This is a genomic window from Pseudomonas sp. 1D4, assembly GCF_001728925.1.
GTDB lineage: Bacteria > Pseudomonadota > Gammaproteobacteria > Pseudomonadales > Pseudomonadaceae > Metapseudomonas > Metapseudomonas otitidis.
Genome location: NZ_LXJQ01000006.1, coordinates 50,934 through 77,778, shown reverse-complemented (window position 1 = coordinate 77,778; position 26,845 = coordinate 50,934). Strand labels below are relative to the sequence as shown.

General features: G+C 67.7%; 22 protein-coding genes, 1 pseudogene and 1 riboswitch. Of the genes and pseudogenes, 10 read left to right on the top strand and 13 right to left on the bottom strand.

Annotated features, from left to right (window positions below):
* Positions 1-71: 71 nt before the first annotated feature.
* From A7D27_RS29025 to A7D27_RS04870, 8 genes and pseudogenes are all read right to left on the bottom strand, one after another.
* A pseudogene (locus tag A7D27_RS29025) lies at positions 72-182 on the bottom strand (Mn-containing catalase); the annotation flags it as partial.
* Complete coding sequence (gene mbnM / locus A7D27_RS04895; RefSeq protein ID WP_139131106.1) at positions 179-1,471, bottom strand: hypothetical protein; 1,293 nt, start codon at positions 1,469-1,471, stop codon at positions 179-181. The pseudogene A7D27_RS29025 and the gene mbnM, both read right to left, overlap by 4 nt.
* On the bottom strand, positions 1,450-2,019 hold the full coding sequence (gene mbnC / locus A7D27_RS04890) for a methanobactin biosynthesis protein MbnC (RefSeq protein ID WP_083265526.1): 570 nt from the start codon (positions 2,017-2,019) through the stop codon (positions 1,450-1,452). Before mbnC ends, mbnM begins: the two co-directional genes overlap by 22 nt.
* A complete protein-coding gene (gene mbnB, locus A7D27_RS04885) occupies positions 2,012-2,824 on the bottom strand; it encodes a methanobactin biosynthesis protein MbnB (RefSeq protein WP_069560676.1) in 813 nt (270 codons plus the stop codon). The genes mbnC and mbnB overlap by 8 nt, the downstream gene beginning before the upstream one ends.
* Positions 2,825-2,878: 54 nt before the next feature.
* Positions 2,879-2,974 (bottom strand): methanobactin, encoded by a 96-nt coding sequence (mbnA, locus tag A7D27_RS26985; protein WP_074971730.1) that lies wholly within the window; start codon positions 2,972-2,974, stop codon positions 2,879-2,881.
* A gap of 55 nt (positions 2,975-3,029) precedes the next feature.
* Positions 3,030-4,232 carry a methanobactin export MATE transporter MbnM gene (locus A7D27_RS04880; protein WP_083265525.1) on the bottom strand — a complete coding sequence of 401 codons (1,203 nt, stop codon included), beginning with the start codon at positions 4,230-4,232 and terminating at the stop codon, positions 3,030-3,032.
* Positions 4,229-5,107 (bottom strand): MbnP family copper-binding protein, encoded by an 879-nt coding sequence (locus tag A7D27_RS04875; protein ID WP_069560675.1) that lies wholly within the window; start codon positions 5,105-5,107, stop codon positions 4,229-4,231. Before A7D27_RS04875 ends, A7D27_RS04880 begins: the two co-directional genes overlap by 4 nt.
* A gap of 10 nt (positions 5,108-5,117) precedes the next feature.
* Positions 5,118-7,172: a TonB-dependent hemoglobin/transferrin/lactoferrin family receptor gene (locus A7D27_RS04870; RefSeq protein WP_069564238.1), complete on the bottom strand. Its 2,055-nt coding sequence runs from the start codon at positions 7,170-7,172 to the stop codon at positions 5,118-5,120.
* A 358-nt stretch (positions 7,173-7,530) separates the two neighbouring features.
* Positions 7,531-7,727, top strand: a riboswitch (cobalamin riboswitch).
* Positions 7,728-7,779: 52 nt separating this feature from the next.
* Between A7D27_RS04870 and A7D27_RS04865 the strand changes: the two genes are divergently transcribed.
* The 4 genes from A7D27_RS04865 to metC all read left to right on the top strand — a co-directional run bounded on the left by A7D27_RS04865 (position 7,780) and on the right by metC (position 12,444).
* Positions 7,780-8,463, top strand: coding sequence for an energy-coupling factor ABC transporter permease (locus A7D27_RS04865; RefSeq protein WP_069560673.1), 684 nt, complete (start codon positions 7,780-7,782; stop codon positions 8,461-8,463).
* A 469-nt stretch (positions 8,464-8,932) separates the two neighbouring features.
* Positions 8,933-9,832 (top strand): LysR family transcriptional regulator, encoded by a 900-nt coding sequence (locus tag A7D27_RS04860; RefSeq protein WP_139131105.1) that lies wholly within the window; start codon positions 8,933-8,935, stop codon positions 9,830-9,832.
* Positions 9,833-9,864: 32 nt separating this feature from the next.
* Entirely contained in the window at positions 9,865-11,076 is a 1,212-nt protein-coding gene (locus tag A7D27_RS04855; protein ID WP_069564237.1) for a diguanylate cyclase, read from the top strand.
* 189 nt (positions 11,077-11,265) lie between these two features.
* The gene (gene metC, locus A7D27_RS04850) at positions 11,266-12,444 is read left to right on the top strand and encodes a cystathionine beta-lyase (protein ID WP_069564236.1); all 1,179 of its coding nucleotides are present in this window, start codon (positions 11,266-11,268) and stop codon (positions 12,442-12,444) included.
* A 63-nt stretch (positions 12,445-12,507) separates the two neighbouring features.
* Here metC and A7D27_RS04845 read toward each other — a convergent pair whose 3' ends face one another.
* A complete protein-coding gene (locus tag A7D27_RS04845) occupies positions 12,508-14,106 on the bottom strand; it encodes a bifunctional diguanylate cyclase/phosphodiesterase (RefSeq protein ID WP_069564235.1) in 1,599 nt (532 codons plus the stop codon).
* Between the two features lie 344 nt (positions 14,107-14,450).
* Between A7D27_RS04845 and A7D27_RS04840 the strand changes: the two genes are divergently transcribed.
* From A7D27_RS04840 to A7D27_RS04830, 3 genes are read left to right on the top strand one after another with little or no spacing between them, the layout of a single operon-like run.
* Positions 14,451-15,023, top strand: coding sequence for a hypothetical protein (locus A7D27_RS04840; RefSeq protein ID WP_069560668.1), 573 nt, complete (start codon positions 14,451-14,453; stop codon positions 15,021-15,023).
* Between the two features lie 7 nt (positions 15,024-15,030).
* Positions 15,031-15,240, top strand: a complete 210-nt coding sequence (locus A7D27_RS04835; protein WP_044402756.1) for a helix-turn-helix transcriptional regulator — start codon at positions 15,031-15,033, stop codon at positions 15,238-15,240.
* A gap of 30 nt (positions 15,241-15,270) precedes the next feature.
* The gene (locus tag A7D27_RS04830) at positions 15,271-15,648 is read left to right on the top strand and encodes a hypothetical protein (RefSeq protein ID WP_069564234.1); all 378 of its coding nucleotides are present in this window, start codon (positions 15,271-15,273) and stop codon (positions 15,646-15,648) included.
* 9 nt (positions 15,649-15,657) lie between these two features.
* On the opposite strand, the gene A7D27_RS04825 is transcribed toward A7D27_RS04830, so the two are convergent.
* Positions 15,658-16,710 carry an alpha/beta fold hydrolase gene (locus A7D27_RS04825; RefSeq protein ID WP_069560666.1) on the bottom strand — a complete coding sequence of 351 codons (1,053 nt, stop codon included), beginning with the start codon at positions 16,708-16,710 and terminating at the stop codon, positions 15,658-15,660.
* Positions 16,711-16,976: 266 nt separating this feature from the next.
* On the opposite strand from A7D27_RS04825, the gene A7D27_RS04820 reads away from it, so the two are divergent.
* From A7D27_RS04820 to A7D27_RS04810, 3 genes are all read left to right on the top strand, one after another.
* Positions 16,977-21,113 (top strand): CHASE domain-containing protein, encoded by a 4,137-nt coding sequence (locus tag A7D27_RS04820; protein WP_139131104.1) that lies wholly within the window; start codon positions 16,977-16,979, stop codon positions 21,111-21,113.
* On the top strand, positions 21,106-22,041 hold the full coding sequence (locus A7D27_RS04815; protein WP_069560665.1) for a diguanylate cyclase: 936 nt from the start codon (positions 21,106-21,108) through the stop codon (positions 22,039-22,041). Before A7D27_RS04820 ends, A7D27_RS04815 begins: the two co-directional genes overlap by 8 nt.
* A 100-nt stretch (positions 22,042-22,141) precedes the next feature.
* Positions 22,142-22,663, top strand: a complete 522-nt coding sequence (locus tag A7D27_RS04810) for a DUF4410 domain-containing protein (protein ID WP_069564233.1) — start codon at positions 22,142-22,144, stop codon at positions 22,661-22,663.
* On the opposite strand, the gene A7D27_RS04805 is transcribed toward A7D27_RS04810, so the two are convergent.
* The 3 genes from A7D27_RS04805 to A7D27_RS04795 are packed head-to-tail and all read right to left on the bottom strand — an operon-like array spanning position 22,664 to position 26,834.
* Entirely contained in the window at positions 22,664-23,725 is a 1,062-nt protein-coding gene (locus tag A7D27_RS04805; RefSeq protein WP_069564232.1) for a hypothetical protein, read from the bottom strand.
* A 12-nt stretch (positions 23,726-23,737) separates the two neighbouring features.
* Positions 23,738-25,564 (bottom strand): hypothetical protein, encoded by a 1,827-nt coding sequence (locus A7D27_RS04800; protein ID WP_069564231.1) that lies wholly within the window; start codon positions 25,562-25,564, stop codon positions 23,738-23,740.
* A 4-nt stretch (positions 25,565-25,568) separates the two neighbouring features.
* Positions 25,569-26,834 carry a hypothetical protein gene (locus A7D27_RS04795; RefSeq protein ID WP_069560661.1) on the bottom strand — a complete coding sequence of 422 codons (1,266 nt, stop codon included), beginning with the start codon at positions 26,832-26,834 and terminating at the stop codon, positions 25,569-25,571.
* Positions 26,835-26,845: the final 11 nt, after the last annotated feature.

Here is a 26,845-nt window from a genome sequence, read left to right as displayed (position 1 = left end):
ATCGCTGAAAAGCCCCGTACACAGGCCGCCAAGCCGTGCACGGGGAAGCGTCCACACCAGTCGGCCGGGCGAGTGGTGACACCCGAGCCCAGCTCCGCACCGGTCAGCGAGCGGTACAGGTCACCCTTGGCGCCCTTGTTGAGCATCCCGACGATGCAACCGATTACGTCCAGGTGGCTCAGCCCTCGGTGCGTTCGCCAGGCCCTGCCAGGCTGGCCCAGGCCTTCCTGCTGTGCAGACCCGTGATCACGCACAGTTCGGGCAACAGCAGGTAGGCATAGGCCAGGGGTGGGCAGTCCAGCGCCAGGCCGGCCAGCAGCACCGGCAGGCCGACGAGCCAGAGGGCAGCGGCCTCCAGCCGGCTGACCTCGGCGAAACGCCCGGCCGCCTGGTACTGGGCGCGCTGGAGGTTGCCCAGCACCCGCAGCGGCAGGGACAGCGCGAGCAGCAGCAGGCCGGCCGTCCACCAGGGGCCCGATTGCCCGTAGAGCTGGCCGAGGGCCTGTGTTGCCAGCAGCAGGCCCACCGACGCCACGGCAGCGACGGGCAGCGCCCGTCGCCGCACTTCATCGCGGATCGCCACCGGGTCACCGGCCGCCAGGCGCAGGGCGAGAAAGCGCAGCAGGGCGTTGAGCGGCGACAGCACCAGCAGCCCCAGGGTGAGTACGGCGGAAAATCCATCCAGGCGCCCGCTGGACTCCGGCCAGGGGTGGTCCATGGCCACCAGCACCACAGCCGCCAGACCGAAGGCCTGGATCGCCAGCACCCGCTGGCTCTCCCAGCCGCTGTGCAGCAGCGCCTGCCGGCACCAGGCCCACCGAGGGCGCCATGGTTGGCCCGGGGAGGCTCGGGCCAGGTGGCGCAACAGCCAGGCGCAGGTGCCGAGGTTCAGCAACAGGCCGGCGATGAAGCAGCCCGAGAGGCCCGCACCGAACCCCAGGACCAGCACCAGGTCCAGCACCAGCCGTGCCAGCAGCTCGACGCCCTTGATGCGCAGCGCCTGCCGGCCCTCGCCACGGGCGTGGAGCAACAGGCCGGCGCAGCCGTTGAGCAGGCGCAGGGGCGTGGCGAGGAAGAACCAGGGCAGCGCCGCCATCACCTCGGGCAACCGCGCCGCCTCGCTGTGCAGCAGCATCGGCAGCAACCCCAGGCCGGCCAGGGCGCCGAGCAGGCCCAGGGGCACCCCCAGCGCCCCTGCCAGCACCAGGGCCGGACGCAGTCCTTCCCCGTGGCGGCCCGCGCGCTGGGCCTGGCTGGCCATCACCGACAGCGCGGTGCCCAGGGCCATGGTGACCACCAGTTCCAGCAGTGCCAGGCGGGTGAGCAGTACGTACAGGCCGGCCAGAGCGTCGTCGGCCCGGGCCAGCACCGCCAGGTCGATCTGCGGCCCTAGCTGGCCGGCGGCAAAGGCCAGCAGCAGGGCCAGGTAGCCGTGCCAGAACCGGGTGTTCAACGGGGCAGGTCGGTCCATCCGGGGAACCCCTCGGAGAGGTCGCCGGTGGCGCTGGTGAAGTAGCCGAAGGCGGCAGCGGGTGCGGGCAGGGGTTCCTCCAGCTCGAAGCGCTCGACCTGGCGGCCGGCCTCCAGGCTGCTGGCCTTCCAGCCGCACACCAGGTCGGGCAGGGCGGCGCTGCCGAGCACGATGCCGCGCTGGCCGGAGCGGTCGCCGGTGGCCCAGCGGGCGGCGGAGGCGGCCATCAGGCTGTAGCGCAACTCATCGTCCACCGCGTCGCGGAACGCCGACTGCTGCAGCCACACGTCCACCCACAGGTACCAGGCCCAGTTGAACGAGCAACCCTGTTCCACCGCCCAGGCCATGAACGGGCGGAAGATCGCCAGGCCATCGGGGCCGGAGAGGGACAGAAGGCCGGGGCAGATGTCGAACAGGCTGTGCCAGTAGACCCGCAGACTGGTGTCGATGCGCACGAAGGCGCGGGAGTCACGGGGGTAGTCACCCTGGCGGGCCGGTTGGTAGAGGGCCGCCAGCAACTGGCTGTCGGTGCGCGGCTGGTCAGCCATGGCGGCGCACCTCCGGTTGGGCGAACAGCGTGCGCAGGCAGGCCAGGTCGCTGTCGATCTCGCGCTGCACGAAGGCGTCGTCACGCTCGTAGGTGAGGGTGGCGCCGGGGCGGTCGAAGCGCTCGCGCCAGGTTTCGATGAATGCCAGGGTTTCATCCGACAGCGGGCGGTCGTGGGTGTCCAGCACCAGGTGCGGCTGGAGGATCGACAGGTTGTAGCCGGCGACGTGGAAGTGGCGGGAGGCGTCGATCACCGGCAGCCAGGCCTCCAGGGGCACACCGCAGTTGAGGTGGGCGCACACCGCATTGGAGATGTCGAACAGCACCCCCGCACCGGTCTCCCGGCACAGCCGCTCGAAGAAGGCCGGCGCGTCGTGGCCACCTTCGAGGATGGACGGGTAGTTCTCCAGCAGAAGCTGGCAGCCCAGGCGCTGCTGCCAGGCGTCCACGGCATCACGCACGCGGGCGTAGTCGGCCTGGTAGTCGATCTCGGCCAGGTGGTAGAGCTGGCGCCCCTCGTGGCTGAAGCGGGCGACATGATCGGAGACGTACAGCGGCTTGACCCGGTCGATCAGCGTGCGCAGGCGCTGGGCCATGTCGTCCAGGCTGGCGGCGTCGGCCTCGATGAAGCGCGAGAACATGATGTGGAACCCCATCGGCGCGTCGAAGGCCCCGGCCAGGGTGTCCGTGTCGAGGGTGAGGAAGTTGTCGATCAGCAGCTCCACGTAGTCGATCCGCCCTTCGGCCAGCAGGCGGCGGACCAGGGGCGTGGTTTCCCCGAGGGTGAAGTTGAATCCCAGGCGCATGGTTCCTCCTTGTCGGGAACCCACGCCGGCGGCAGGCGCCGGCGTGGGTGGGGCTCAGTTCACCCCGAGCGGGGCGCAGCAGGCACCACAGCAGGCACCGGCACGACCGGCGACGGTGAGGGTTTTCTTGCTGGCGATCTTGATGTTCATGGGGTTTCTCCTTGTGGATCAGCAATGAAAGGAACGTCGTTCGACGGCAACGCCGTCAGGGTTGTGAGGTGGAACGGTGGGCGGTTTCTCGGTGCGCAGCCTCCTGGGTGTGGGTGGGTTGGAACCGGTAGCCCGCCGGCCAGGGGTCGGCGTAGCGGGGGTCATGGGGCAGGCTCAGGTCGGTGAGGCTGCCGAGGAAGGCTTCGAGATCGTCCAGCTCGGCCTCGCTGAGGTCGATGCGGGCGATCAGCCCGCTCTTGTGCGGGTTGCGCCGGCCATCGCCCTTCAGCGGCTCCTCGGGAATGTCGCGGCCGCCGGCCGAGTAGATGCGCAGCACCTCGCGCAGGGTGGCGGCGCTGCCGTCGTGGAAGTAGGGCGCGGTCAGTGCCACGTTGCGCAGGCTGGGCGCGCGGAAGGCGCCCATGTCCTGGGCCTGGGCGGTCAGCTCGAACACGCCCCGGTTGGGGAAGGGGTAGCTGCCCTGGTCATCCAGGTTGTAGAGCCCGGTGTTGTGGAAGGGCGTTTCCACCTCGCGGGTGCGGGCATGCACCACCTGGTCGTTGAAGTTGAAGCTGCCGTGGCAGTGGTGGCATTCGGCGCGTTCGCCGAAGAACAGCTCCATGCCGCGCTTTTCCGCGGCCGTCAGTTGCAGGCGGCCTTGCAGGTAGCGGTCGTAGCGGCTGTCCACCGCCAGCAGGGTGCGCTCGAAGGCGGCGATGGCGCGGATCACCGAGGCCATGGCGATGGGCTCGGGGCTTTCGGGGAAGGCCTGGGCGAACAGCGGCGGGTACAGCGGCTCCTCCCGCAGGCGCTGGAGGATGGTGGCGCGGTTGCTGTCGTTCACCCCCATCTCCACCGGGTCGTCGCCGAACAGCGGGCCTTCCATCTGCCGCTCCAGGGACACCACGGCCGGGTTGGCCCAGTTGTAGGTGGCGTTCCAGGCCACGTTGGCCAGGCCCGGGGCATTGCGGTGGGTGAGGGCGCCGGCGCTGCCGGTGGAGCGTGGCGTGCGGTCGCTGAAGGCCTTGGCCTGCAGGTGGCAGCCGGCGCAGGCGAGGGTGCCGTTGCCGGAGAGGCGCGGGTCGTAGAACAGCCGGCGGCCCAGCTCCACCTTGGCGGCGCTCATGGGGTTGTCCGCCGGTACGCGGGGCGCGGGCACGTGGCTGGGCAGTGGCCAGGCCCAGTCCTGTGCCAGGGCGCTGCCGACCAGCCCGAGGCCGGCCAGCAGTGCGGCGAGTCGGCCGATGCGCCGCGTCATGGCCGGGGTACGGCGCGGAAGGCCGGAACCTGGCCATCCGGCAGCGGCTGGCCGCTGGCCAGGTCCAGGCCGAGGCGGGCGAACACCGCCGGGCATTCGGGGTCGTCCGGGCCGCTCATGCAGCCCACAGCGCCGCCCTGGTCACGGCCGAGCTGGCTGCCAGCCAGCAGGCTGGACAGGTCCAGTGCCACGGCATCGCGCCGGGGGTCGAAACCGCGCAGGGTGACGGGCACCCGGTTGGCCCGCAGGCAGGCCACCGTTTCTCCGGTGAGCGGGTTGCCGCTGCAGCCGGTGGAGCCCAGGTGCAGGTACCAACTGGGGGCGCTGGCGCCATCGGCCTTGGCCACGCCGCCTTCGGGGTTGACCTCGACCTTGGCGAACTTGCGCCCGGCCTGCCAGCTCCAGCCCATGGCGGCGATGTCCAGGGGCGGGCCCTGGAGTTCGGTGCTGGTGTGGTTGAGGGCCTCGGGCACGCCGAGGCTGAAGCGCAGGCCGACGTAGTCGCCGGCCGGTGCCTGGCCGCGCACCTGGGTGCGGGTGGCCGGGGTGCCGCCCCGGCAGGTGCCGGTGGCGTCCTCGAAGTCCAGCAGGGCGACCTGGCCGTCCTGCCAGTCGTCGTGGTCGAGCACCAGGGGCACGGCCTGGCCGTCGGCGCGGAGCAGCGCCACGTCCTGCACGTAGAACCGCGCATCGCGCAGGGTCGAGGGGCGGGCATCGGCGCCCTGCGGGCCCAGGGGCGCACCGCAGCGGGCGGGGTGTCCGTTGGCCAGCAGGGCGAAGTCGATCACCACCGGTTGCGGGCCGCTGGGTGCCTGGGCGGCACATGCCGAGAGCAGGGTCGTGCCGAGCAGAAGGGGAAGGCGATGGGCGTGCATGGGCGGCCTCTCAGAAGCGCGAGCTGAGGGTGAGGTTGACGCTGCGGCCTTCCTCGTAGCTGAAGGTGTTGGCCTGGGTCTGCTGGTAGGTGGCGTAGGCCTGGTCGAACAGGTTGGTCACCCCCAGGTCGACGCGGTACGGGTCGCGCTCCCAGGTCAGGCCGATGTCGTGCAGGGCGTAGCCGTCGCGGCGGCGCAACAGCGTGTCGTCGTAGTCCTGGGCCTTGACGAACTGCCCGCGGTAGTTGACCGACCACTGCTCGTTGAGGCGGTAGCCCAGGGTCAGGGCCAGCTTGTCCGGCGGGGCGTAGAGGTCGGCGCCGGTCTGGGCGTTGCGCGAGCGCAGCTGGGAATACCCCAGGCCGACGCTCAGGCGGTCCAGCTCGTAGGCCGCTTCGATCTCGCCACCCCGGCGCTCGGCCCGGGCCACGTTGCGCCGCTGGAAGACCTGGCCGACACCGGCGAAGGGCGCCTGGCGCACGTAGGTGCCGACCACCTGGGAGTCGATCAGGTCGTAGACGTCCTCGTCGAAGCCGGTGGCTTTGAGGCGGAACTGGTCGCCGCTGGCCAGCAGGTCGCTGAAGTCCAGGGTGAAGCCGGCTTCCCAGGTCTTGCTGGTCTCCGGTTCCAGGGTCGGGTTGGGGCGGAAGTTGAATAGCGCCCGGCGGGTGTCCAGGTTGCCGTACATCTCGGTCATGGTCGGCGCGCGGAAGGCTTCGCCGTAGCTGACGAACAGCCCCAGGGGGTCGATGGGTTGGTACTTCAGGGCGATCTTCGGCGAGAGGCGGCTGTGGCGGGCATCGCCCTGGCCGGGGGAGGACAGCCTGTAGTCGTCGTGGCGCAACGCGGCGATCAGGGTCCAGCGGTCGAAGGTCTGCTCGCTCTGGATGAAGCCGCCAAGGGCACGCAGCTCGCCGTCGGGCAGCACCGAGTTGCCCTGGCCGTTGGAGGTGTTCTCGGCGGTGTCCTTGTAGTAGTCCACGCCGTAGGTGAGGCGCTGGCGGTAGTGCTCACCCACCTCGAAGGTGCTGGTGTTCTGCAGGCTGCCGCCGTCGGTGCGGGTCATGGCCGAGGTGTCGGCCTGGGGCGGTGTCGAGCGGCTGTGGCCGGCGAGGCTGAAGCGGGTGCGGTAGAGGCTCAGCTTGCCGTCCAGCCAGCTGCGGTCGGTGTCGTGGAACGACCAGTTGCCGGTGTACTGCTCCTGCCGGCGGCGGGTGTCCTGGTCGAAGGGGAACACCAGGTTGCCGCCGGGGTTGGTGGGGCCGGTGAAGTCGTCGTCGAAGGTCTGGCGGCTCAGCTCCACCCGGTTCAGTTCGCCCAGGTTGAGGCCGGCCTTGAGCAGGCTGGCGCCCAGGTCGCCGTCGTTGGGGTACTCCGAATCAGCGCCGCCCTTGCCGGTGTGAATGGCGCCGTAGTTGCGGTAGGTGGCACTGGCCAGCACGTCGGCCTGGTCGTTCATCGCTGCGGCGGTGAGGTGGGTGGAGAAGGCCTCGTTGCCGCTGCGGTAACCCACCTTGGCCTGGCCGCCGTAGCCGCGCTCGGGGTCGACGTAGTCTTCCGCTGCCAGGGTCTCGAAGGCCATCACGCCGCCCAGGCCGCCGCTGCCATAGGCCGCCGACATGGGGCCGCGCACCACGTCCACCTGGCGGATGAAGTCGGGGTCGAGCAGCAGCGGGCTGTTCACGCCGCCCTCGTTGTTACGCCGCGCGCCGTCCACCGTGAGGATGATGCGTGGCCCCTGCAGGCCACGGATGGCGGGGATCTGTGCTGCAGGGCGGGGGCCGCCGCCAAAGTTCACGTTGGGCAGGCTGCGCAGTACGCTGGAGACGCTGTCGGCCTGGGCATCGTCGAGGGCCTTGCGGTCCACCGTGGACACCGAGGCTGGGAGGTCAAAGCTGCTGTTGGCACTGCGGGTGGCGGTGACGGTGGTGCTGTCCAGCACCAGGGTCTTGCTGTCTTCCTGGGCCTGGGCGGCGGCGCAGAGCAGGAGCAGCAGCGGCCAGGCAGTGGCGGGCGTCGGGCGGAAGGAGGTTCCCCAGAGCGAGGAAGAGGGTGTGGCGGCCATGGGCGTCGATTCCCTGTTGTTGTCGTGGGTACGCGGGGCGTACCGGGTGATTCCGGGAACGACGTATGCCGCTTGGCGCCTAGCTGTCCGGTCCCTGGATGACTACCGGGCGCCCAGGGCGCCCGCATTCACATGGCAGACCCCGTTGGGGCTGCGGGAGGGATGCTAGCAAGGGCCTCCGGCATCGCCCGACTGCGACGAGCTGCCACACCCTGGCCCCCGGGGCACCTGGGCACGGCGCCGGCACGGGCAGGCTGGACAGCCTGCGGCAGGCTGTCGCAGGGGGCGTTGGCGCAGGCCGGCCGGAAAGGGATGAGCAGGGCCCTGCAAATTTGCCTTTGCCGCCTGCAGGCCCCCCAGTAAGATGGCCGCCGATGGTTTCCGGGCAGCCGCCCGGAGCAACAGGGAACATGGTGCGGCGCAACGCCCAGGCCATGGCTGCCCCCGCAACTGTAAGCAGCGAGCGAAACCCGAAGCACCACTGGCCCCGGCCGGGAAGGTGGGTGGAGCATTGACCTGCGAGCCAGGAGACCTGCCATCCGTCACGGGCACGAGGCCCGACCCCTAGAACTGGTCACCGCGCGGTGGGCGCGGCAAGGAACCGCACATGCATATCGAACCCGGCGTCGTCGAAGGCGCCAAGCTCCTGCTCAGTTACGGCACCGCCGTCACCGCTTTCGGTCTCACCGCCAAGATGGCCTACGACAGTATCCGCACCAATGGCGGCATCAGCGCCCTGGCCCTGCGCAGCCTGATCGCCACGGCCCTGGTGTTCTGCTTCTTCGAGGTGTTCCCGCACCACGCGGTGGGCGTCTCCGAGGTCCACCTGATCCTCGGCTCGACCCTGCTGCTGATGTTCGGTGCCGGTGCCGCGGCCATTGGCCTGGCTGCCGGGCTGCTGGTCCAGGGCCTGTTCTTCGCCCCCTTCGACCTGCCGCAGTACGGGATGAACGTCACCACCCTGCTGGTGCCGCTGTGGGGCATCAGCCTGCTGGCCAACCGCATCATCCCGGCCCGCACTGCCTATGTGGAAACCCGCTACAGCCAGGCCCTGGCACTGTCCACTGCCTACCAGGGTGGCATCGTCGCCTGGGTGGCCTTCTGGGCCTTCTACGGCCACGGCTTCAGCGCCGAGACCCTGGCCTCGGTGGGCACCTTCGGCCTGGCTTACATGAGCGTGATCCTGGTGGAGCCGCTGATCGACCTGGGCGTACTGGCACTGGCCAAGACCCTGTCGCGCTACAGCCAGGGCCCGCTGTTCAATGTTCGCCTTCACCACGCCGCTGCCTGATCCGATACACCTGCCGCCTGGCTGCAATGGTCGGGCGGTCTTGCAAGCCCTTCGAATTCGTCCTGATTCCGTCGCCTAAGTTGCACACGGCAGTGAAGGTGACGAGTTTCCGTCGCCTTACTACATCCAAGTTCGCCAGTAAATGGCAGCGGATGACAACTTCGCCGGATTAATCGTGCCCCCCCACAACTTGGACAACTTCCAAGTTTCCTCGGGGGCAATGAGAAATTTTCCCCGTAAGTGCTGAAAGCCCCGCCTGGCGAGGGTTTGCCGAACTCCTTGACAAAAGTTGGGTGCCACTGAATCGGCCGTCCGGAACACCGCGAATTGCACACTACTTGCCGGTTAAGTTCATTCGAAAAATGGAGATCGGCAGTCCGGAAATGTAGGTTCTCTGCAAAAAAACCGGCTGTTAGCATGAAAACTGCACGACGCGGATAAGTCTCGACGAGTTTCGAAGTTGGTGAAGATGCTGGATGACTTGGCTTTATTCGTGCAGATCGTACGGGCAGGAAGCTTCGCAAAAGCAAGCAGGGCACTAGGGATACCTGCCAATACCCTCAGCCGCCGCCTGATGAGCCTGGAGCGCAGTCTCGGCACGGCCCTGTTTCTCCGTTCCACCCGCTTGTTGCGCTGCACGGCCGACGGGGAGCGGCTCTACCAGAAATGCAAGTCGAGCATCGACCACCTGGGCAACGCCCTGGCCACCTTGCGCGACGATGCCCAGGGCATCGTCGGCCAGGTGCGCATCCAGGTGCCCACGGGATTCTTCGAGTGCCAGGAGAACGGCTTCTTCAGCCAGCTTCTGCGCCAGCATCCGGGCCTGGAGCTGGACGTGGTAGTGGCCGACCACGAGCCGGACCTGGTGCTGGATGGGTTGGACCTGCTGTTTTTTCTCGGTGAGCTGAAGAACGACGCCTACGTGGTGCGCAAGTTGTTCGACCTGGAGCTGGGCCTCTACGCCAGTCCGGGCTACCTGGCCATGCATGGCGTGCCGGAGCGGGTGGAGGACCTGGCCGAGCACGCCTGCCTGCACCTGAAGCACGCCCAGGGCTTCGAGCTGCATTCGAGTTGCGGCCGCAAGACCTATCGCCTGCGTTCCGGCGGCAGGTTGACGACAACCTCCAGTTCGGCGCTGCTCAACGCGGCAATCAACGACACGGGCGTCGCCCTGCTGTCCACCCTGGTGGCGGAATGGCGCAAGGAGCAACTGGTGCGCATCCTGCCCGACTACGCGGTACGCGGGCGGGCGCTGCACGCCGCCTATTCCAGCCACCGCACGCTCTCGGCCTGTGCCCGTGCCGTGCTCGATTTCGCCGTGGCCACGGTCCAGCAAGCCTGTGACCTGGTGCAGGCCAACCACGCCTGACGGATACCGGCAGGCGCCGGGGAGGGAAGGGAATGCGCAATCCGGACACTGAGCAGTTGTACCAGGCGCACCAGGGCCGGAGCCTCCTGCGCCCACGTTTTTCGCCTCGGCTCGAACAGCAGTACCGCGACTCGCTGACGCGGGATTTCCTGCCGTTCCAGAAGGCTTCTGCCGTGGTGGTGATGCTGGTATGGGCGTTGTTCATGGGGCTGGACCTGCTGCACTTCGACCTGCGGGCCGGCCTCGACGGCTGGCTGCTGTTGCTGGTGGTGGTGCGGGTGGGTGTCCTGCTGCTGCTCGTTGGCCTGGTGCTGCAGATGCTGTTGCGCGGCATCGAGGCCTACTCGGTGCGCTTCGCTTCCTGGGTGCTGCTGCTGGTACTGGCGGGCGGCATGGCCTCGATCTTCATCTACCGGATCAAGGGCCTGTACTTCTCCGACGGCATCTTCGCGCTGCTGGGAGTGGCGGCCTTCTTCCCCCTGGGCATCAGCTTCCGCCGCAGCCTGCTGGTGGCGCTGGCATTGTTCGGGCTCTGGCTGCTGGTGGGCTACCCGGTGTACGCCGTGGAGTCGCTCGGGCAGTACGGCTCGGTGTCCCTGGTGTTCCTGTTGTCGATCATCGCCTGTGCCATGGGCGGGTACATCCGCGATCAGGTCAAGCGCGAGCAGTTCCTCCTGCGCGAGCTGCTCAAGTGGCAGTCCAGCCACGACCCGCTGACCGGGCTGCACAACCGCCGTGCCTTCGACCAGCACGTACAGACCGTGCTGGGCCTGGCCGCGCGGGAGGGCGCGAGCCTGGCCCAGTTGATCGTCGACCTCGACTACTTCAAGCAATACAACGACTACTACGGCCACCAGGCCGGAGACGCGGCCCTGTGCGCCGTGGCTACCGTGCTGGAGTCCTTCGCCCGCCGTCCGCTGGACATCGCCGCGCGGCTGGGCGGCGAGGAGTTCACCCTGGTGCTCTACGACGTGGAGGAGGCCCACCTGGCGACGGTGGCGCTGCGGATCGTCCAGCAGGTGCGAGCCCTGGAAGTTCCCCATGCACGTTCGGCAGCAGCCCCGGTGCTGACGGTGAGCGTCGGTGCCTGCCTGTTCCACCTGCCCGTCAGTGAGGCGCTGATGTATCGCCGCTCCGACGAGCTGCTCTACGAGGCCAAGCGCCTGGGCCGCAACCGCAGTTGCGTGGCCGTGGAAGGGGCGCCGGTGCCATTTCAGGGCGAGGCCAGCAGCGCCCTCAGGTAACCGGCGAAGCCCTCAGGGTGCGGCGAACTCGTCGCCGGCCGCCAGCATCGGCGTGCCCTGGGAGAACAGCGACTCAGGCGCCTGCCCATGGGCATGATGCCGGCCCGGGCTGCCGACGACGGTGGGGAATCGGTTAGCATCGCGGCCTTTGCCCGGCCGCTTGCGCCGGGCCTCGACAGGCTCAGGCACATGAACAGAGACGACATCCCTTCCTTCGGCATCGGCACCCGCCTTTCCATGCTCGGGCGTGATCCTTCCGAGCAGTACGGCTTCGTCAACGGCCCGCTGTACCGGGGCTCCACGGTCATCTACAAGACCCTCGACGACATCGAGCAGCGCCGTGCGCGCTTCTCCTACGGCACCGCTGGCACGCCCACCATCGCCAACCTGGAGGATGCCTGGACCCAACTGACCGGTGCCGCCGGTACGGTGCTCTCGCCCTCTGGCCTGGGTGCGGTGGCCCTGGCGCTGTTCAGCACCACCCGCGCGGGCGATCACATCCTGGTGCCGGACAGCGTCTATCGGCCGACCCGGCACTTCTGCAACCACATGCTGGCCCGCTACGGCGTGACCACCACCTACTACGACCCGATGATCGGCGCCGGCATCGAAGCGCTGATGCGCCCCGAGACCACCACGCTGTTCCTCGAGGCGCCGGGCTCGCAGACCTTTGAGGTGCCGGACCTGCCGGCCCTGGTGGAGGTGGCGCGGCGGCGCGGGGTGCGCACCATCCTCGACAACACCTGGGCAACACCGCTGTTCCTGCGGGCCCATGACCTGGGCATCGACCTGACGGTGGAGGCGGGCACCAAGTACCTCGGCGGGCATTCGGACCTGCTGCTGGGCCTGGTGACGGCCAACGCCGAATGCTGGCCGGCCCTGCGCGCCAGCTACGACAGCATGTCCATGCTGCCGGGTGCCGAGGATTGCGTGCTGGCGCTGCGTGGCCTGCGCACACTGAAGCTGCGACTGGAAGAGGCCCAGCGCCGAGGCCTGGAGATGGCCCACTGGCTCAAGGCCCGGCCGGAGGTGAAGCGCGTGCTGCACCCGGCCTTCGAGGACTGCCCTGGCCATGCCCATTGGAAACGCGACTTCACGGGGGCTTCGGGGCTGTTCTCCATCGTTCTGGAGGACCGCTACAGCCGCGATGGCCTGGCGGCCATGCTGGACCACCTGCGGGTGTTCAGCATGGGCTTCTCCTGGGGTGGCTACGAGAGCCTGGTGATCCCCTTCGACTGCCGCAGCTACCGCACCGCCACGGCCTGGACGGAAACGGGCTTCTGCCTGCGCCTGCAGATCGGTCTGGAAGACATGGACGACCTCAAGGCTGACCTGGCCGACGGTTTCGCCCGGCTGGCGGCAGGCTGAGGCGGTTCAGCCCCGCCCCGGACGGCCGTTCAGTAACAGGGAGCGACGACCCCAGGGGCGGAATCAGGGTTCCGTGGAGTGGGGGCGGGCGGATGGCTGGGGGACCGGCCCCAGCAGGCAGGGCCCACGGGCCACCATGGCGGTGGCCTGTGCGGTGGACACCGGCGGGCTGAAGTAATACCCCTGGCCTTGCCGGCAGCCGACGCTTTGCAGCCATTCCAGTTGCCGCTGCGTCTCGATGCCTTCGGCAACGGTGGGGATGCCGAGCTCCTGGCTGAGGCCGAGCATGGCTCGCAGGATGCTTTCGTCCTTGCTGCCGTTGTCCAGCGCAGCGACGAACTGACGGTCGATCTTGAGCTTGTCGAAGTTGTAGCGGCTGATGTGGGCGAGGGACGAGTAGCCGGTGCCGAAGTCGTCCAGTGACACCCGGATGCCCATGGCCTGCAGCGCCTGGATGTTGGCGTTGGCCCGCTCGACATGGTCGATCACGGCGGTCTCGGTGACCTCCAGCTCCAGCCGCCGGGGCGGGAAACCCACCTTGTTGAGGATGCGCGAGACATGGAACGGCAGGCTCTCGTCTGCCAGGTCGATGCCGCTGAGGTTGAACGAGAGGAACACACCGTTGGGCCACTGGCGGGCTTCTTCACAGGCGCGCTGGAGCAGTTGGCGGGTGATGCGGGTGATGTAGCCGAGGCGCTCGGCCGCCGGGATGAATTGCGCAGGCGCCAGGCTGCCGGCCTCGGGGTGGTCCAGCCGGGCGAGGGCTTCGAAGCCGAGGATCTCGCCGCTCTCCAGAGCAACGATGGGCTGGTAGTCCACCCGCAGGTAGCCGGCCTTCATGCCGTCGTCGAGCAGCTTCACCAGGCGTGTCTGCTGCTCCAGTTCGGTGTCGTTGCCGGCCTCGTAGAACACCAGGGTGTTGCGCCCCTCGCGCTTGCCCGACTGCACGCAGAACGCGGCGCGGGCCATGAGGTCGTCCAGGCGGCGGCCGTCGTCCGGGTAACGGGCGACGCCGAGGGTGGCGCTGACCTCGATGCGCGCGTCCTCGTGCTGCACCGGCTGGCGGATCAGCTCCAGCAGAGCCTCCAGCAGGGCGTTGGCGGCGGTGCGGCTCTTCTGGGAGTGCAGCACCAGGGCGAACTCGTCGGCGCCGGTGCGGCCGATCAGGTCGCCCTCTGGCAATGCGGTGGCCAGCCGGCGGGCCAGCACCTGCAGCAGGTGGTCGCCGGCCTCGTGGCTGTGCAGATCGTTGACCAGGCGGAAGCCGTCGAGGTCCACCAGCACGAAGTAGAACGGCGAGTCGGACACCCCCAGGCAGGGCTCCAGGTGACTGCGCAGACCTCGGCGGTTGGGCAGGCCGGTGAGCATATCGTGCTCGGCCAGGCGGGTGACCTTGAGTTCGGCGCTGCGCCGGGCCTGGGCCTCCCAGCGCATCTCCATCAGCCGGCGCACGCCGAAGATGAAGCCGCACCAGCCCACCAGGCTGAGCATCAGCAGGATCTCGTCCAGCTCCCAGTGCTCATGGCGCGCGGCCGCCCGTTGCAGGCGATCGCCCGCATCGAAGTGAATCAGCAAGGCCAGGCTGACCAGGGCGAACAGCAGGATCAGGACGATGTCGCGCTTCATCCGGCTGGTGCGCGGGCGGTCGTGGGTATCGGGCATGCGAGGCAACACTCCGGGGCCCTGGCGCAGGACTGGCGCCGGGGATACGGAAAATATAGACGTGCCAGGTGCAGGCAAGTGTCAGCCGGCTCGGTGCGCCCGGTCGCCTCTGCGGGGGTGCCAAGGGCCGCAAGCCTCGGCCTGGGTGCGACATTCGCGCATGTGGCTCCGTCGTCTGTCGTGGCGTCCCCGTCGAGAACGGGTGCCTTGGTAGCGGGCACGAATGGGGCGGCCTGAATTTTAGGGCTTGATCGATCGGCTTTATTTGCATTATTTTTTAAAAAGTTATCGTGAAACGATAATTTATTAATCCCAAATGCAATTGAACCCAGGACGGTTTCCCCATGCACCACCTTCCCTTGCTGTCTTCCTTCAAGCGCCTCAAGTGGGCCGGGCTGGCCACTGCCGGCCTCGCCTGCGTCATGGCCCTCAGCGACATCATCATCAACACCGCCATGTGGCACAGCGGCCTGATCAGTACTAGTTATCTGGAGTTCTGGGGCGAGAGCATCCCGCTGCTGCTGGCAGAGGACTACCAGCTTCCTACGCTGAACCTGATCCTGTTGGTGGCACTGGACTATGTGCCGGTGCTGATCTCAAGCCTGGGCCTGCTGCTGACGGGGCTGTTCTTCCTGCGGCTGTCACGCCGCGAACTGTGGTCCACCCGCAATGCGCGGCTTCTGATGACCATCGGCGGGCTGTCTATCCTCGGTCTTGTGCTGCAACCAGTTCTCTATACCCTGACCGGTCTAGTACTATCGCTCGGCCTTCCCCCGGGGGAGGGTCTCCTGGCGGTTTCCGTCGGTTTCAATACCGAATCCATGTCCGAACTCCTCAAGGCGGTCTTCGTCTGCTCGTTCGGTTTCATGATGAATGAAGCCCGCTCGCTCAACGAGGAAGTCAAGGCGTTCGTATAACGGCACCATGAGCATCATCATCAGGCTGGACGTGGTCCTGGCGCAGAACAAGGTTCGCTCCAAGGAACTCGCTGAAATCATCGGCATCACCGAGCAGAACCTTTCCCTTCTGAAGAACGGCAAGGTGAAGGGCATTCGCCTGGAAACCCTCGACCGCATCTGCCGGACACTCAACTGCCAGCCTGGCGACATCCTCGAGTACCAGCCGGACGACTGATCCGGCCCCACCCCCAACCCCGGTGATCCCTTGAAACGACTCCTGTCCCTGGCAGGCGCGGCGGCGCTCGTCCTGCTTTCTGCCTGCGGCCCTTCCGGCCGCTACCAATACGACCTCCCCAAGGATGGTTACTCCCAGGCCTGCGTCGCCCAGTGCCGCATGCAGAAGCAACAATGCGGCTACCTGGACGACAGCAAGCGGCGCCTGCAGGAAGCCCGCATGGACGCTTACCACTACTGCGTGGCCGGCAAGGGCAAGCGCCAGGCCCGCAAGGACTGCGCGTACCCCGCTACCTACGGCGGTTATGGCAGCGGCTACAGCGCCTTCAGTTCCTGCGCAGACGACTACGACCAGTGCTTCACCGGCTGCGGCGGCACCATCCGCTGGATACCGGCGCCGACGCAGTAGATCGCGGCCTCAAGGGCTGGTGCGCTGCCAGGCGCAGATGTCCAGGGTGGCGCCGCGCTTGAGCAACGGGCCGGCCTCGCGGGTCTCCACCAGGCGTGATTGCCCGCGCCAGCACAGCAGCGTGCGACGCCCGCCGTAGGCCAGGTCCGCGAGGATCTGCCCCCAATGGCGGTACTGCACGTCGTGGCCCTCGCCGGGGTACAGGCGGGTGGCCACGACGTTGGCGTAGTGGTTGCGCCAGAACGTGGCGTGAGCCGGCACCACCGTGGTGTCGGCTTCGCCGTGGTAGATGAACACCGGCGCGGCCACCGCCGAGACATCCGCCACCGGCTGGCTGCAGTAGAGCTTCAGCTCGTGCACCAGGGGCTGCAGGTCGAAGCCGGTCGAACCCTTGCCATAGAAGAAGCGCGCGCCTTCGTCGGCGGCTTCGTCTAGGAAGCCCGGCACCCGGTTCACCGCTGTGTTCGGCCCCAGGTCCCACCACACCGAGGGCACGTCGTAACGGGCAGCCAGGTACTTGTCGATGATCTGCTGGTCACTGAGCGCGCAGGACGGGGAGGGCGCCGCCACCCCCGCGTTTTGCGAGATGGCCGCTGCCAGGTGAACCGAGCGCAGGCGTGTCGGCAGGCGCGAGGCGATGGCGGCGCTGTACGGCCCACCGCCGGAGATCGCCACCAGTGAGAAGCGTTGTACGCCCAGGTGTGCCAGCAGCGCCTCCACCTCGGTGGCGTAGCTGGCGTAGTTGCCGTTGGGGTCGAAGGACGTTTCGCCGAAGCCGTTGCGTTCCAGGGCGATGAAGCGCAAGCCCAGGGACTGGCGCAGGCTGTGCAGGAAGTCGGTCAGCACCAGGGCCCGGCCGCTGGTGCCATGCCCGCTGACCAGCACCACCGGGATGCCGTTGCGCGGGCCTTCGTCCAGGTAATGCAGGGTCTTGCCGTTGCCATCCACCCAGCGCTGCATCGCCGGGCCGATGTAGTCGAAATCGTTCTGCACCTTCACATCCGCCAGCGCCGTTCCCAGGCTCAGGACCAGGGCCGGCAGCCATCCGAAGCAACCTTTCATGGGGTGTTCTCCTGTTCGTCGTGGTTTCGTCCCATCCACCGCATCCCGATTGCCAGGCCACCGGGGAAGCTGCGTCGGCAACCAGTCTAGGGTGGCGACAGGGCTTCTCCGCCGCATGAACGACGTGTTTTAGGACTGGGCCGACATGACGACCGTCAATTGCCCGAAAGAGAGCCCTGTATTTTGTCCGGCAGCGCCTAGGCTGGAACAAAAGCCCTGGCATGGTTCATTCAAGCTCGATCGCCAGGGGGGACCGGGTGGAAGAAATGGTTGTCAAGAAAGCGCGCGTGATTCTGTGGATGCTCGGCGTACTGGCCGTCTGTCTGCTCGTCGGCCTGTTCGCCAGCTACCAGCAGGCGGTGCGCAACGATGAACTCATCAATCAGGCATTGTTGAGCGAGGGCAAGCTGATCGAGCACGATCTGGTCGGCCGTCTGGACATTTACACCTATCGGCTACGCAGCATCCGCGGTGCCATCTACATGCTGCAGCTGCCCAACGTAACGCGGGACCTGATGCATCGGTTCAGCCAGGTCCGGGACATCGAAAAGGAGTTTCCGGGCGCACGGGGCTTCGGGTTCGTCAGGCGTGTTCCCTTGGAGGACGAGGCTGCCTTCCTGAAGCGTGTCCGCGCCGAGGGCCGGCCCGATTTCATGCTACGCCAGTTGGTCCCGCACAAAGGGGAACGCTTCGTCATCGAGTACGTGGAACCGGAGCACCTGAATCTGCAAGCGCTGGGGTTTGACCTGGCCTCCGAGACACGCCGCCGACAAGCTGCCGTCACTGCAATGGAAACAGGCCAAGCGACCCTGACCGCGCCCCTCGTTCTGGTGCAGGAGTCGGCGGAGCCGTCTCGTGCCTTCCTCCTGCTGGTCCCGGTGTACGCCTCACCCAACACGCCGCCCACGGTCGAGGAGCGGCAACGGGAAACGCTTGGCTGGACCTATGCGCCGTTGTCCATACGGGAGGTGATGCGCTTCATCGACGTGCTGCAGGCGAAGAGCCTGCGTCTGACCCTTTATGACGTTGTGGGGGGCGGCACATCGCACCTGCTGTTCGACTCGAGCCCCAACGAAACGAGTGACGCCGCATTCACGGTCACATTCGATCGAGAAGTCTATGGGCGCACCTGGCGGTTCGAGGTCGCCTCGTCGCCAGCCTTCATCCAGTCATTGGAGCTGACCAGCCCGGAGCGTGTATTCGGACTTGTTGCGCTGGCCGGCCTGCTGCTCACCGGCATGACCGGTGCGCTGCTGGTCTCGCGCCAGCGGCAGAAGACCATTGCCGCGCAACAGGCGCGCCTTGCCACCATCGTCGAGAACTCCCGGGACGCCATCATCGGCGAAGCCCTGGATGGCACCATCGTCACCTGGAACCCCGCCGCCGAGCAGATGTTCGGCTACAGCGCCGACGAGGTGATCGGCCGGCCGCTGGCGCCGCTGCTGCTGCCGCCCGAGCGCATCTCCGAGGATGAGGACCTGCTGGAACGGGTCGCCCGTGGCGAACTGGGTTCCACCCTTGAGACCCAACGACGGCACAAGCAGGGCCACCTGATCGATGTCGCCATCACCTGCAGCCTGATCCGTGAGTCGGACGGCGAGATTCTCGCCGCCGCCAAACTGATGCATGACATCAGCGACCGCTTGCGCGCGGAACGCTACCTCAAGGAGTTCAACGCCAGACTCGAACAGCAGGTGAGCCAGCGCACTGCCGAGCTGTCGCGACTGGCGGGCCTGCTGCAGGGTGTCCTGAATGCCTCCTCCGAGGTCTCCATCATCGCCACCGATACCGAGGGCACCATCATGGTGTTCAACCGTGGTGCCGAGCGCCTGCTGGGCTACCAGAGCGGTGATGCGGTGGGGATGCTGTCGATCCTCTCGCTCCACGAACAGGACGAGATCAGCCGACGCGGCGAAGCCCTGAGTGCCGAGGTCGGGCGGGTGGTACAGGGGCTGGAGGTGCTGTGCCTGAAGGCCGACAACGAGGGCGCGGAAACCCGCGAATGGACCTACATCCGCCAGGATGGCAGCGCCGTCCCGGTGTCGATGATCATGACTGCCATCCGCACCGCCGAGGGCGAAGCCATCGGTTACCTGAGCATCGCCCAGGACATCACCGAGCGCCTGCGCTCCAGCGAAGAGCTGCGTGCGGCCACCGTGGCCGCCGAGCGCGCCAACGCGGCCAAGAGCCTGTTCCTGGCCAACATGAGCCATGAGATCCGCACACCGATGAACGCCGTGATCGGCGTCGCCCATCTGCTGCAGAGCACCCCGCTCAATGAAGAACAACGCAACCTGCTGGGCAAGCTGGAGATTGCCGGGCGTTCGTTGCTGGGGATCATCAACGACATCCTCGACATCGCCAAGATCGAGGCCGGCGAGATGCGCCTGGAAAGCCGGCCTTTCAGCCTGCGCCAGGTGCTGCGGGAGCTGGGCGAGCTGTTCTCGCCGCAGGCCGAGGCCAAAGGCCTGGACTTCACCCTGGAAGGGCTCGACGAGCTGCCCGGCCAGGTCATGGGGGACTCCCTGCGGATCAGCCAGATCCTCATGAACCTGGTGGGCAACGCCATGAAGTTCACCGCTACGGGCGGCATCACCGTCCGCGTCGCCTGCCAGAAGGAGGGGACTGCCCGCGCCCGTGTAAGCCTCACGGTGATCGACACCGGCTGCGGTATCGCCGCCGACGTGGTGGACCAGTTGTTCTCGCCCTTCACCCAGGCCGACACCTCCACCACCCGACGGTTCGGCGGCACTGGGCTGGGGCTCTCCGTGGTGCGTGGCCTGGCCGAGCAGATGGGCGGCAGCGCCGGGGTGCGCAGCGAACTGGGGCAGGGCAGTGAATTCTGGGTCTGTGTCCCGATGGAGATTGCCCAGACCGACCTCGACGCCACGGCCACCGCACGCAGTCTCGAAGTGGTGGTGGTCGACGACAGCGAAGCCGACCGCCAGCAACTGGCACGTCATTGTCGCGGTCTCGGCTGGCGGGTACGCACGCTGGACAGCGGCGAAGCGCTGCTCGACCTGTTGGGCGAGCGCATGCAGCACGGCCTGCAGTTGCCCGACGTGCTGCTGGTGGACTGGCAGATGCCGGGGCTCGACGGTGTCGCCGTACTGGAGGAAAGCGCCCGCACCCTCGGTGCGAACCGCCTGCCCAGCAGCCTGTTGGTCTCAGCCCATGAACTCGACGGCTATGTGCGGGCGGCCGGGAGCGGACTGGTGGACCAGGCCCTGCGCAAACCGGTGGACAGCTCCAGCCTGTTCAATGCGGTCAACTCGGCGGTGGTTCGCCACGTCGGCAACACCGACAAGATCATGCTCGGCACCGACCTGGACACCCTCTCCACCCGCTGGCTGGAGGGCACCCGCCTGCTGCTGGTGGACGACAGCGAGATCAACCTCGAAGTGGCCAGCCTGCTGCTTGGTCAGCAGGGGGCCGAGGTGGACACCGCCATGAACGGGCGTGAGGCGGTGCAGCGCCTCGAGCAGGCACCGGAGCGCTACGACGCGGTGCTGATGGACGTGCAGATGCCGGAAATGGACGGCTACGAAGCCACCCGCATTGTGCGCACGCAGCTTGGCCTGACCCGCCTGCCGGTGATCGCTCTGACCGCCGGAGCCCTGGCCGAGGAGCGCCGCCAGGCCGAGGCGGCCGGCATGGACGAGTTCCTCTCCAAACCCCTGGAGCCGGCTTCGCTGATCCGCACCCTGCGTCGGCTTATCGAGCAGTTCCGCCTGGAGCCGCTGCCCGTGCGCAACCTGTCTGCACGTCTGGAACCACTGGGCGACCAGACCTGGCCGGTGATTCCCGGTATTGACGCCCGGGAGGCCGCCAACCGTCTGGGCAACGACATCCAACTGTTCCTCGGGTCACTGAACAAGCTGCTCAACGAGTTCGCCGACCTCGAGGACACCCGACTCGCCCAGCAACTGCTCAGCCGCGATGCAGCGGCCCTGGTCAGCAAGCTGCACAAGTTGCGGGGCTCCGCCGGCCTGCTGGGGGCCATGGCCTTGCACCGGGCTTGTGGCGATGGCGAGTCGAGCATCCGCAAGCAGGCCAGCGGCGCCGAACAGCGTCTGGCCCTGCAGCAGGTGTCCGAAGCCCTGGTGGCCCTGCGTGCGGCAGCCGCGCCCCATCTGGAGGCTCAGCAGCATGCCCCCGCACCCGGGTCTCAGGACAGCGACGAGACCGAGCAGGCCCTGGCGGCGCTGATCAGCCAGTTGCGGGGGCGTGACATGGCGGCCATCGACACCTTTCCCGACGCCGTGGCGGCCTTGGTGGCAAAGGGCGGTCAGGCACTGGCGGACGCCGCCTGGAAGGCGGTGGACGACCTGCAATTCGACCAGGCACTGGGCATCCTGGCGGCTCATGGACTGACTGGCAACGAGGGCAGCGAACATGCATGAAGCCATCATCCTCCTGGTAGACGACGACACCCTGGCCATCCGCGCGCTGAGCAAGGCCCTCAATGGGCTGGGTCAGATCCGCTTCGCCACCTCCGGGGAGGAGGGCCTGCGCATCGCCCGTGAGAGCTTTCCGGACCTGATCATCCTCGACTCGGAGATGCCTGGCATGAGCGGTTTCCAGGTCTGCGAGGCGCTGAAGAAGGACCCGGTACTGGAGGAAATCCCGGTGATCTTCATCACCAGCCACACCGAAGGCGACATGGAGGAGGCCGGCCTGGCCCTGGGTGCCGTGGATTTCATCGCCAAGCCCATTCGTCCGGCCATCGTCGCCGCCCGGGCCGGCACCCACCTCAGGCTCAAGCAGGCCCTGGACCGCCTCAACGTACTGGCCCAGACCGACGGCCTCACCGGGCTGTCCAACCGGCGCACCCTCGATGCAGCCCTGGAGCGCGAATGCATCCGCGCCAGCCGTTCCGGTGGCGAGGTGTCCCTGGTGCTGCTCGATATCGATTTCTTCAAGCGCTACAACGACACCTATGGCCACATCCAGGGCGACCAGTGCCTGGTGCTGGTGTCGTCGGCTCTGCGCCGCTGCGCCAAGCGTGCAATCGACCTGGTGGCGCGCTACGGCGGCGAGGAGTTCGCCCTGCTGTTACCGGATACGGGAGCCGATGGCGCTTGGGAGGTTGCCGAGCACATCCACCAGGAGGTGGCGCTGTTGGGCATCCCGCACTCGGCCAGCGACAAGGGGCAGGTCTCAGTCTCCATCGGCGTTGCCAGCTTCGCGCCTGCCGAACCGGCAGCACACCGGCACCTGACGCCGCCCGACCTGCTCAAGGCGGCGGATGCGGCGCTCTACGAGGCCAAGACGGGTGGACGTTCCTGCAGTCGCCAGCGTGACGTGTCCGGTGAGCCTGCCGCCGGATAATGCCGTTCACGCCGGCTGCACCGCGCTTCGCCGGGCCGCCCTCGACAGGCGCCCGGCGTTCGCTCAGGCTGCGTTCCTCCAGTCCCCTTGGGGTTCCTTCATGCGCTCGATCCTGTTTGCCGCCGTGCTGTCGTTGCCCGTCGCCACGCTCGCCGCGCCGCCGCTCTACCTTGCCGACTTCGTGGCGGCAAACCCCGGAGATGCCCAGCAGCGTGAGCGCGCCGGCCAGTTGGGCACAGCGTTGCAGCAGGCCCTCGCTGCGCGACAGGTGCAGGTGCTGCATCTGGATGATCGCCAACCCTTGCCACAGAGCGGCTGGCTGATCCAGGGTCAGGTCGCCAGCCAGGGTGGTCGGCGTCTGGTGCGCACGGCGGTGGGTTTCGGCGCCGGCGCCAGCAGCGTCGAGGCTCAGGTGTGGATCAGCGATCTGGCAGCGGGCGAGTGGCGTCAGTTGGCCGCCCAGGACCGTTCCGGGCGCCTGCCCGGTGCGTTGCTTACACGCAACCCCCAGGTGGCAGCCGCCAAGTTCCTGCTGGAGCGCCGAGCCCTGGACCGCAACCTGGACGATGTCGCCGCCGAACTGGCCGACGAAATCGTCCGGGACCTGGCCAAGGCGCGCTGATCAGCCCAGCCCGGTCAGGGGAATGCGGCGGATGCGTCCGTCCAGGGGGGCGGTGCCTGCGCCTGGCGTCGGCAGCGGCCGACCGCTGAGGCCCATGCCCTCGCTGACCAGCACCGCATCGGCCAGCAGGCAGAGGTTGGACGGTGTATCCAGCCCTTCGGCCAGCACCGCAACCGCACCACGGCCCAGGTCGCAGTGCAGCAGGCGCCCGCTGAAGCGCTCGAACCCGCCGTGCCAGGCCGCGCCGGCCCAGTCCGGCGTCAGCGGTTGCAGCAGGCGCTGGCACAGCTCCAGGACCAGCAGGTTGCCGTCCTTCGTCAGTGCCAGTCCGGTGGGTAACTGCAGGCCGAACACCACCGTCTCGATGTGGCCGTCCTCGGGCCAGACGCGGATCACCTGCCCGGCGTGGTCGGCGAACTCCACGCCGCGCAACGCCGGGTCGCGGCGCAACTCGCCGGAGAACAGCGTCACCAGCAGCGCACCGGTGGCCGGCTCGTGCACCAGGGTCACCGGCACCGCTTCCTGGCCCTGGGCCAGGTCCGGCAACTGGACCAGCACTCGCTCGTCATAGCCTTCGACGAACTCCACCACCTGGTTGGTATCCGGCTTGACCGACAGCCAGCTGCGGCGCCCCGGGTGGTAGCACAGCGCGTTGAGGTTGCCCCGGCTGCGGAACAGCATGGCAGGCGGCGATTGGCCGAGGTCGAGGATGCGCGAACCGTCCACGTAGTCGGTGAGGCTGGCCAGGCAACGCCCGCCGTCACAGCACACGTCGGACAGCCCCATGATCTCGTCCCGCAGCATGCGCACCTGCATGTTCATGGAGCGGAAGCCCTCGGCGATCACCTCCGGTGCCTGGTAATGGCCGGAGAGGCCCGGCATCGGTCGCAGGCGGCTGATACGCCCGCTGAGGGGCTGGTCGGCGTGTCCGGAACCGGCCTCCACCAGCAGCAGGCTGCCGTCTTCTTCTACGCACAGGCCCCGGGGGTTGAGCAGCCCCTCGGCAATCACCGTACTGCTGCGCACGGCGTCGCGAGGGTTGAAGGGGATATGGATGGTCATGGCGGCTCCTCCTCAGGCTGCCGGGGGTTGCCAGGGGCTGCCGGTGAGGTAGGCCTTGAGCAGCGCCCGCTGGCACGGCGACATGGAGCGCACCACCGGCATGTACAGCGTGGTGCCTTTGTAGGCGTCGTCGGTACGCGCGAGGATCGCCTGCCGTGCATTCCAGATCGCGTCCTGCTGGTTCAGCGGGATGTAGCGGGACATGGCAGGGAAGGCCAGGTAGTGGAAGCGCAGCACCGCCGGGTAGACCTGGTCCCAGGTGACGGTGCTGCCAGCGGGGATGCCGAAGCCGGTGTGGGAGTAGAAACGGAAGTTGGTGAAGCCGTTGGAGGTGCCGAGGCTATAGGCCAGGGAGGTGTAGCCAGCCTCCGCCGAGGTGTCGCTCTTGCGTGAGAGGGACACCTTCACTTCCGTCTGTCCGGACTCGACCGTTACCGGGTCAGCGGGGTACTGCAACAGGTCCCAGTTCGAGGGATCGGCGAGGATGCCGGCGGGCCCTGCGCTAAAGCTGATCGACGTGGCCTGCGGCAGCGGCCCGCCGAGGTAACGCACCTGCAGGGTGAGTTCCAGGCCATCGGGGTAGTCGTCCATGTACAGGTTGCGCTGGTCGCTGTAGATGCGCATTGGGGTTTCGCTGACCTGCAGCTGGGTGCCGGAGACCATGTTGGGGGCGTGCATGCCCAGGGCCGTGGTGCTGGCCAGTTCGCAGGCCGGGTGGGGCAGGGGAATGTCCACCAGGCCACCGTAGACGTAGTACTGCTGCAGCAACGCCGAGTCGGCGGGCAGGGTGGCCAGGGTCAAACCCCCGGCGGTGATGGTCACCGGGCCGTAGTCGGCATTGGGGCCGATGGGGCTGGTGATGTCGGTGCGGTCGGCGCGGAAAGTCGCCTTGGGAATCAGGTTGACCATGTCCAGACTCAGCCAACCGCAATGACCTGGTGCACTGGCGGGCACCACCTGGGCATAGCCCGCGCCGCCGGTGTCGGCGTTGAACAGCGAACGGCCGGCCGGGCAGATCTGCGGCTCACCGGCGAACGCCGGGGCCAGCGTACCGATGACCCGGCCGATGCTCGGGTTTGGCGTGTAGCGGCCGGCGGCATAGTCCGCGTCCAACTCGGCAGTGGTCATGCCGGGGCACATCTCGAACATCACGAAGCGCAGGACCAGGCCCGTGGCGCCGGGGGCTTCGATCAGGCTTTTGAGGGCCGCGCTGTTCTGGTTCCAACTGACGATGGCGCTCAGCGGGAAGGTGACCTGGAAGGTGCCGCTGATGACGCAGGAGCCCGGCGCATCGTCGATGCGCTCCAGGATTCGCTTGGCCAGGTCGAAGCTGCTGGCCACCACGTTGGCATGGATCACCAGTTGCGGGTCGGTGGTGCCGCCGATCTGCAGGCCGCCGATGTAGATCTGGGTGGAGATGGAGCCGGTTGGATCCAGGTCCACCATCATCGGGCCGGATACCGGAGCCTGGCCGGTCACCGGGTCCACCGAGCCGAGCAGGTACACCGGCTGGCCAACCAGGTCACCGGTGGTGCTGATGGCGCCGGGGGTGCCCTGGGAGCTGATCAGCACGTTCTGCAGGTCCACCACATGCTGGCCGTAATGGTTCCAGCCCCCGGCGGTGTAGTACCTGCCGGCAGGCGCGTTCATCAGGTCGTTGAGTTCGTCGTCGCTGTAGCCCTGGGCTTCGGGAGCCACCTGGGAGTTGGGGATGTCGAACAGGTCGAGGGTCTGCGAGTCGTCGGGGCCCATGGGAATGGTCGGCTTGTTGTTGGGCAGGCTCACGTCGGTGCGGATGCCGCCCCAGAAGTTCAGTCGGGGTCCGTTCAGGATGCTCATGGGCTCATTCCTCGTCCTTGTTGAGAGCGGCCGAGGCGGGCGCCTTGGCGAATTTGAACAGGTAGGAGTAGTCGGACTTGTAGGGGCTGTTCCTCGCCGTAGCCATGGAGTGGCAGTTCATGCAGCTGCTGTTGGGCTGGATGTAGCTCTCCATGGTGACGTTGGCGGACAGCGCCGGCGTCGGCTGGCCCAGTGGGTTGCCGGGGTTGTCCGGCATCAGCGGGCGCTGGGTGGTGACCAGTTGGTAGTAGCGCAGCACGCTCTGCTGCACGTTCTGCTGGTACTGGGCGTTGACCGCTGCCGTGTCACTGGCGATGGGGGTGACACGGGTCAGCGGGTCGGGGGTCTGGAAGGTGGTGCCAGGCTTGGGAACGCAGACCAGGTTGCTGTCCTGCTGCTGCCAGGTGCAGGGCGACTGGTTGACGCTGCTCGCCGGGGCGCTGGCATCGTAGTAGCTGTACGGACTGGCGCTGCCACTGCCACCGGGCACGTTGTCCACCTGCTCGAAAGTGGACCAGACCCACTGCGGGTAGCCCGGTGCCTTGACGATGATGTGCAGCCCCACCAGGCCCAGAGTGGCTTCCACGGTCGTGCCGGTGGCAACGCCCTGGCTGTTGAACTGCGCCACCTGGGCGCGGGTGGTGAAGTAGCGCGCGGCATTGTCCTGGGGCGTCAGCACCCGCCAGGCAGCCTTGATCTCGGTGGCCTGGGCGGGGAAGGCGATGTTGCGCGCCTGGCTCACCACGCTCAGGTCGTAGAAGCGGTTCTGCACGATGTAGTCGTATGAGACCTCGTTGGCGGCAATGTCGTAGTAGGTGGGGTTGCCGCGCTGGTCGATCAGCCAGCCGCCCACGGCCTGGTCCACTAACTGCACCACGGAAGTGTTCTTCAGCGCGGCGATGTTGATCATGCCCAGGCTGCGGGCGCTCATCGGGCTGTTCCAGGGCCCGGGATTCTGGCCGTTGGGCAGGAAGATCTCGTTCACGTCCTTGTAGCTCTGCCACACGGTGGGCCCGGGGGAGCCCAGGGGCCGGTTGCAATCCGGCTGGCCGCGCTGGCCGGCCTGCACCGGCCAGTTGAGGGCGATGAAGAGCTGCCAGCTGTAACGGTCGAAATCGGCCTGGGCGGCAGTAGGAGCCGGTGCACTGGTGGGCGGCTGGCAGGCCGGGGTGGTGCCGGTGACGGCGGCCTGGGGCTGCTCACGGGCCTGACAGGCAAGGGCACTGGCCAGCAGCAGGGCGGAGCCGGCGTAGCGGAAGGTCGGGTTCATGGTGGCGCTCC

Excerpts from the sequence above, each read along its gene's own strand:
- mbnM (WP_139131106.1), bottom strand. The coding sequence starts at position 1,471 with ATGGACCGACCTGCCCCGTTGAACACCCGGTTCTGGCACGGCTACCTG.
- mbnC (WP_083265526.1), bottom strand. The coding sequence starts at position 2,019 with ATGGCTGACCAGCCGCGCACCGACAGCCAGTTGCTGGCGGCCCTCTAC.
- mbnB (WP_069560676.1), bottom strand. The coding sequence starts at position 2,824 with ATGCGCCTGGGATTCAACTTCACCCTCGGGGAAACCACGCCCCTGGTC.
- mbnA (WP_074971730.1), bottom strand. The coding sequence starts at position 2,974 with ATGAACATCAAGATCGCCAGCAAGAAAACCCTCACCGTCGCCGGTCGT.
- A7D27_RS04880 (WP_083265525.1), bottom strand. The coding sequence starts at position 4,232 with ATGACGCGGCGCATCGGCCGACTCGCCGCACTGCTGGCCGGCCTCGGG.
- A7D27_RS04875 (WP_069560675.1), bottom strand. The coding sequence starts at position 5,107 with ATGCACGCCCATCGCCTTCCCCTTCTGCTCGGCACGACCCTGCTCTCG.
- A7D27_RS04870 (WP_069564238.1), bottom strand. The coding sequence starts at position 7,172 with ATGGCCGCCACACCCTCTTCCTCGCTCTGGGGAACCTCCTTCCGCCCG.
- A7D27_RS04865 (WP_069560673.1), top strand. The coding sequence starts at position 7,780 with ATGCATATCGAACCCGGCGTCGTCGAAGGCGCCAAGCTCCTGCTCAGT.
- A7D27_RS04860 (WP_139131105.1), top strand. The coding sequence starts at position 8,933 with ATGCTGGATGACTTGGCTTTATTCGTGCAGATCGTACGGGCAGGAAGC.
- A7D27_RS04855 (WP_069564237.1), top strand. The coding sequence starts at position 9,865 with ATGCGCAATCCGGACACTGAGCAGTTGTACCAGGCGCACCAGGGCCGG.
- metC (WP_069564236.1), top strand. The coding sequence starts at position 11,266 with ATGAACAGAGACGACATCCCTTCCTTCGGCATCGGCACCCGCCTTTCC.
- A7D27_RS04845 (WP_069564235.1), bottom strand. The coding sequence starts at position 14,106 with ATGCCCGATACCCACGACCGCCCGCGCACCAGCCGGATGAAGCGCGAC.
- A7D27_RS04840 (WP_069560668.1), top strand. The coding sequence starts at position 14,451 with ATGCACCACCTTCCCTTGCTGTCTTCCTTCAAGCGCCTCAAGTGGGCC.
- A7D27_RS04835 (WP_044402756.1), top strand. The coding sequence starts at position 15,031 with ATGAGCATCATCATCAGGCTGGACGTGGTCCTGGCGCAGAACAAGGTT.
- A7D27_RS04825 (WP_069560666.1), bottom strand. The coding sequence starts at position 16,710 with ATGAAAGGTTGCTTCGGATGGCTGCCGGCCCTGGTCCTGAGCCTGGGA.
- A7D27_RS04820 (WP_139131104.1), top strand. The coding sequence starts at position 16,977 with ATGGTTGTCAAGAAAGCGCGCGTGATTCTGTGGATGCTCGGCGTACTG.
- A7D27_RS04815 (WP_069560665.1), top strand. The coding sequence starts at position 21,106 with ATGCATGAAGCCATCATCCTCCTGGTAGACGACGACACCCTGGCCATC.
- A7D27_RS04810 (WP_069564233.1), top strand. The coding sequence starts at position 22,142 with ATGCGCTCGATCCTGTTTGCCGCCGTGCTGTCGTTGCCCGTCGCCACG.
- A7D27_RS04805 (WP_069564232.1), bottom strand. The coding sequence starts at position 23,725 with ATGACCATCCATATCCCCTTCAACCCTCGCGACGCCGTGCGCAGCAGT.
- A7D27_RS04800 (WP_069564231.1), bottom strand. The coding sequence starts at position 25,564 with ATGAGCATCCTGAACGGACCCCGACTGAACTTCTGGGGCGGCATCCGC.
- A7D27_RS04795 (WP_069560661.1), bottom strand. The coding sequence starts at position 26,834 with ATGAACCCGACCTTCCGCTACGCCGGCTCCGCCCTGCTGCTGGCCAGT.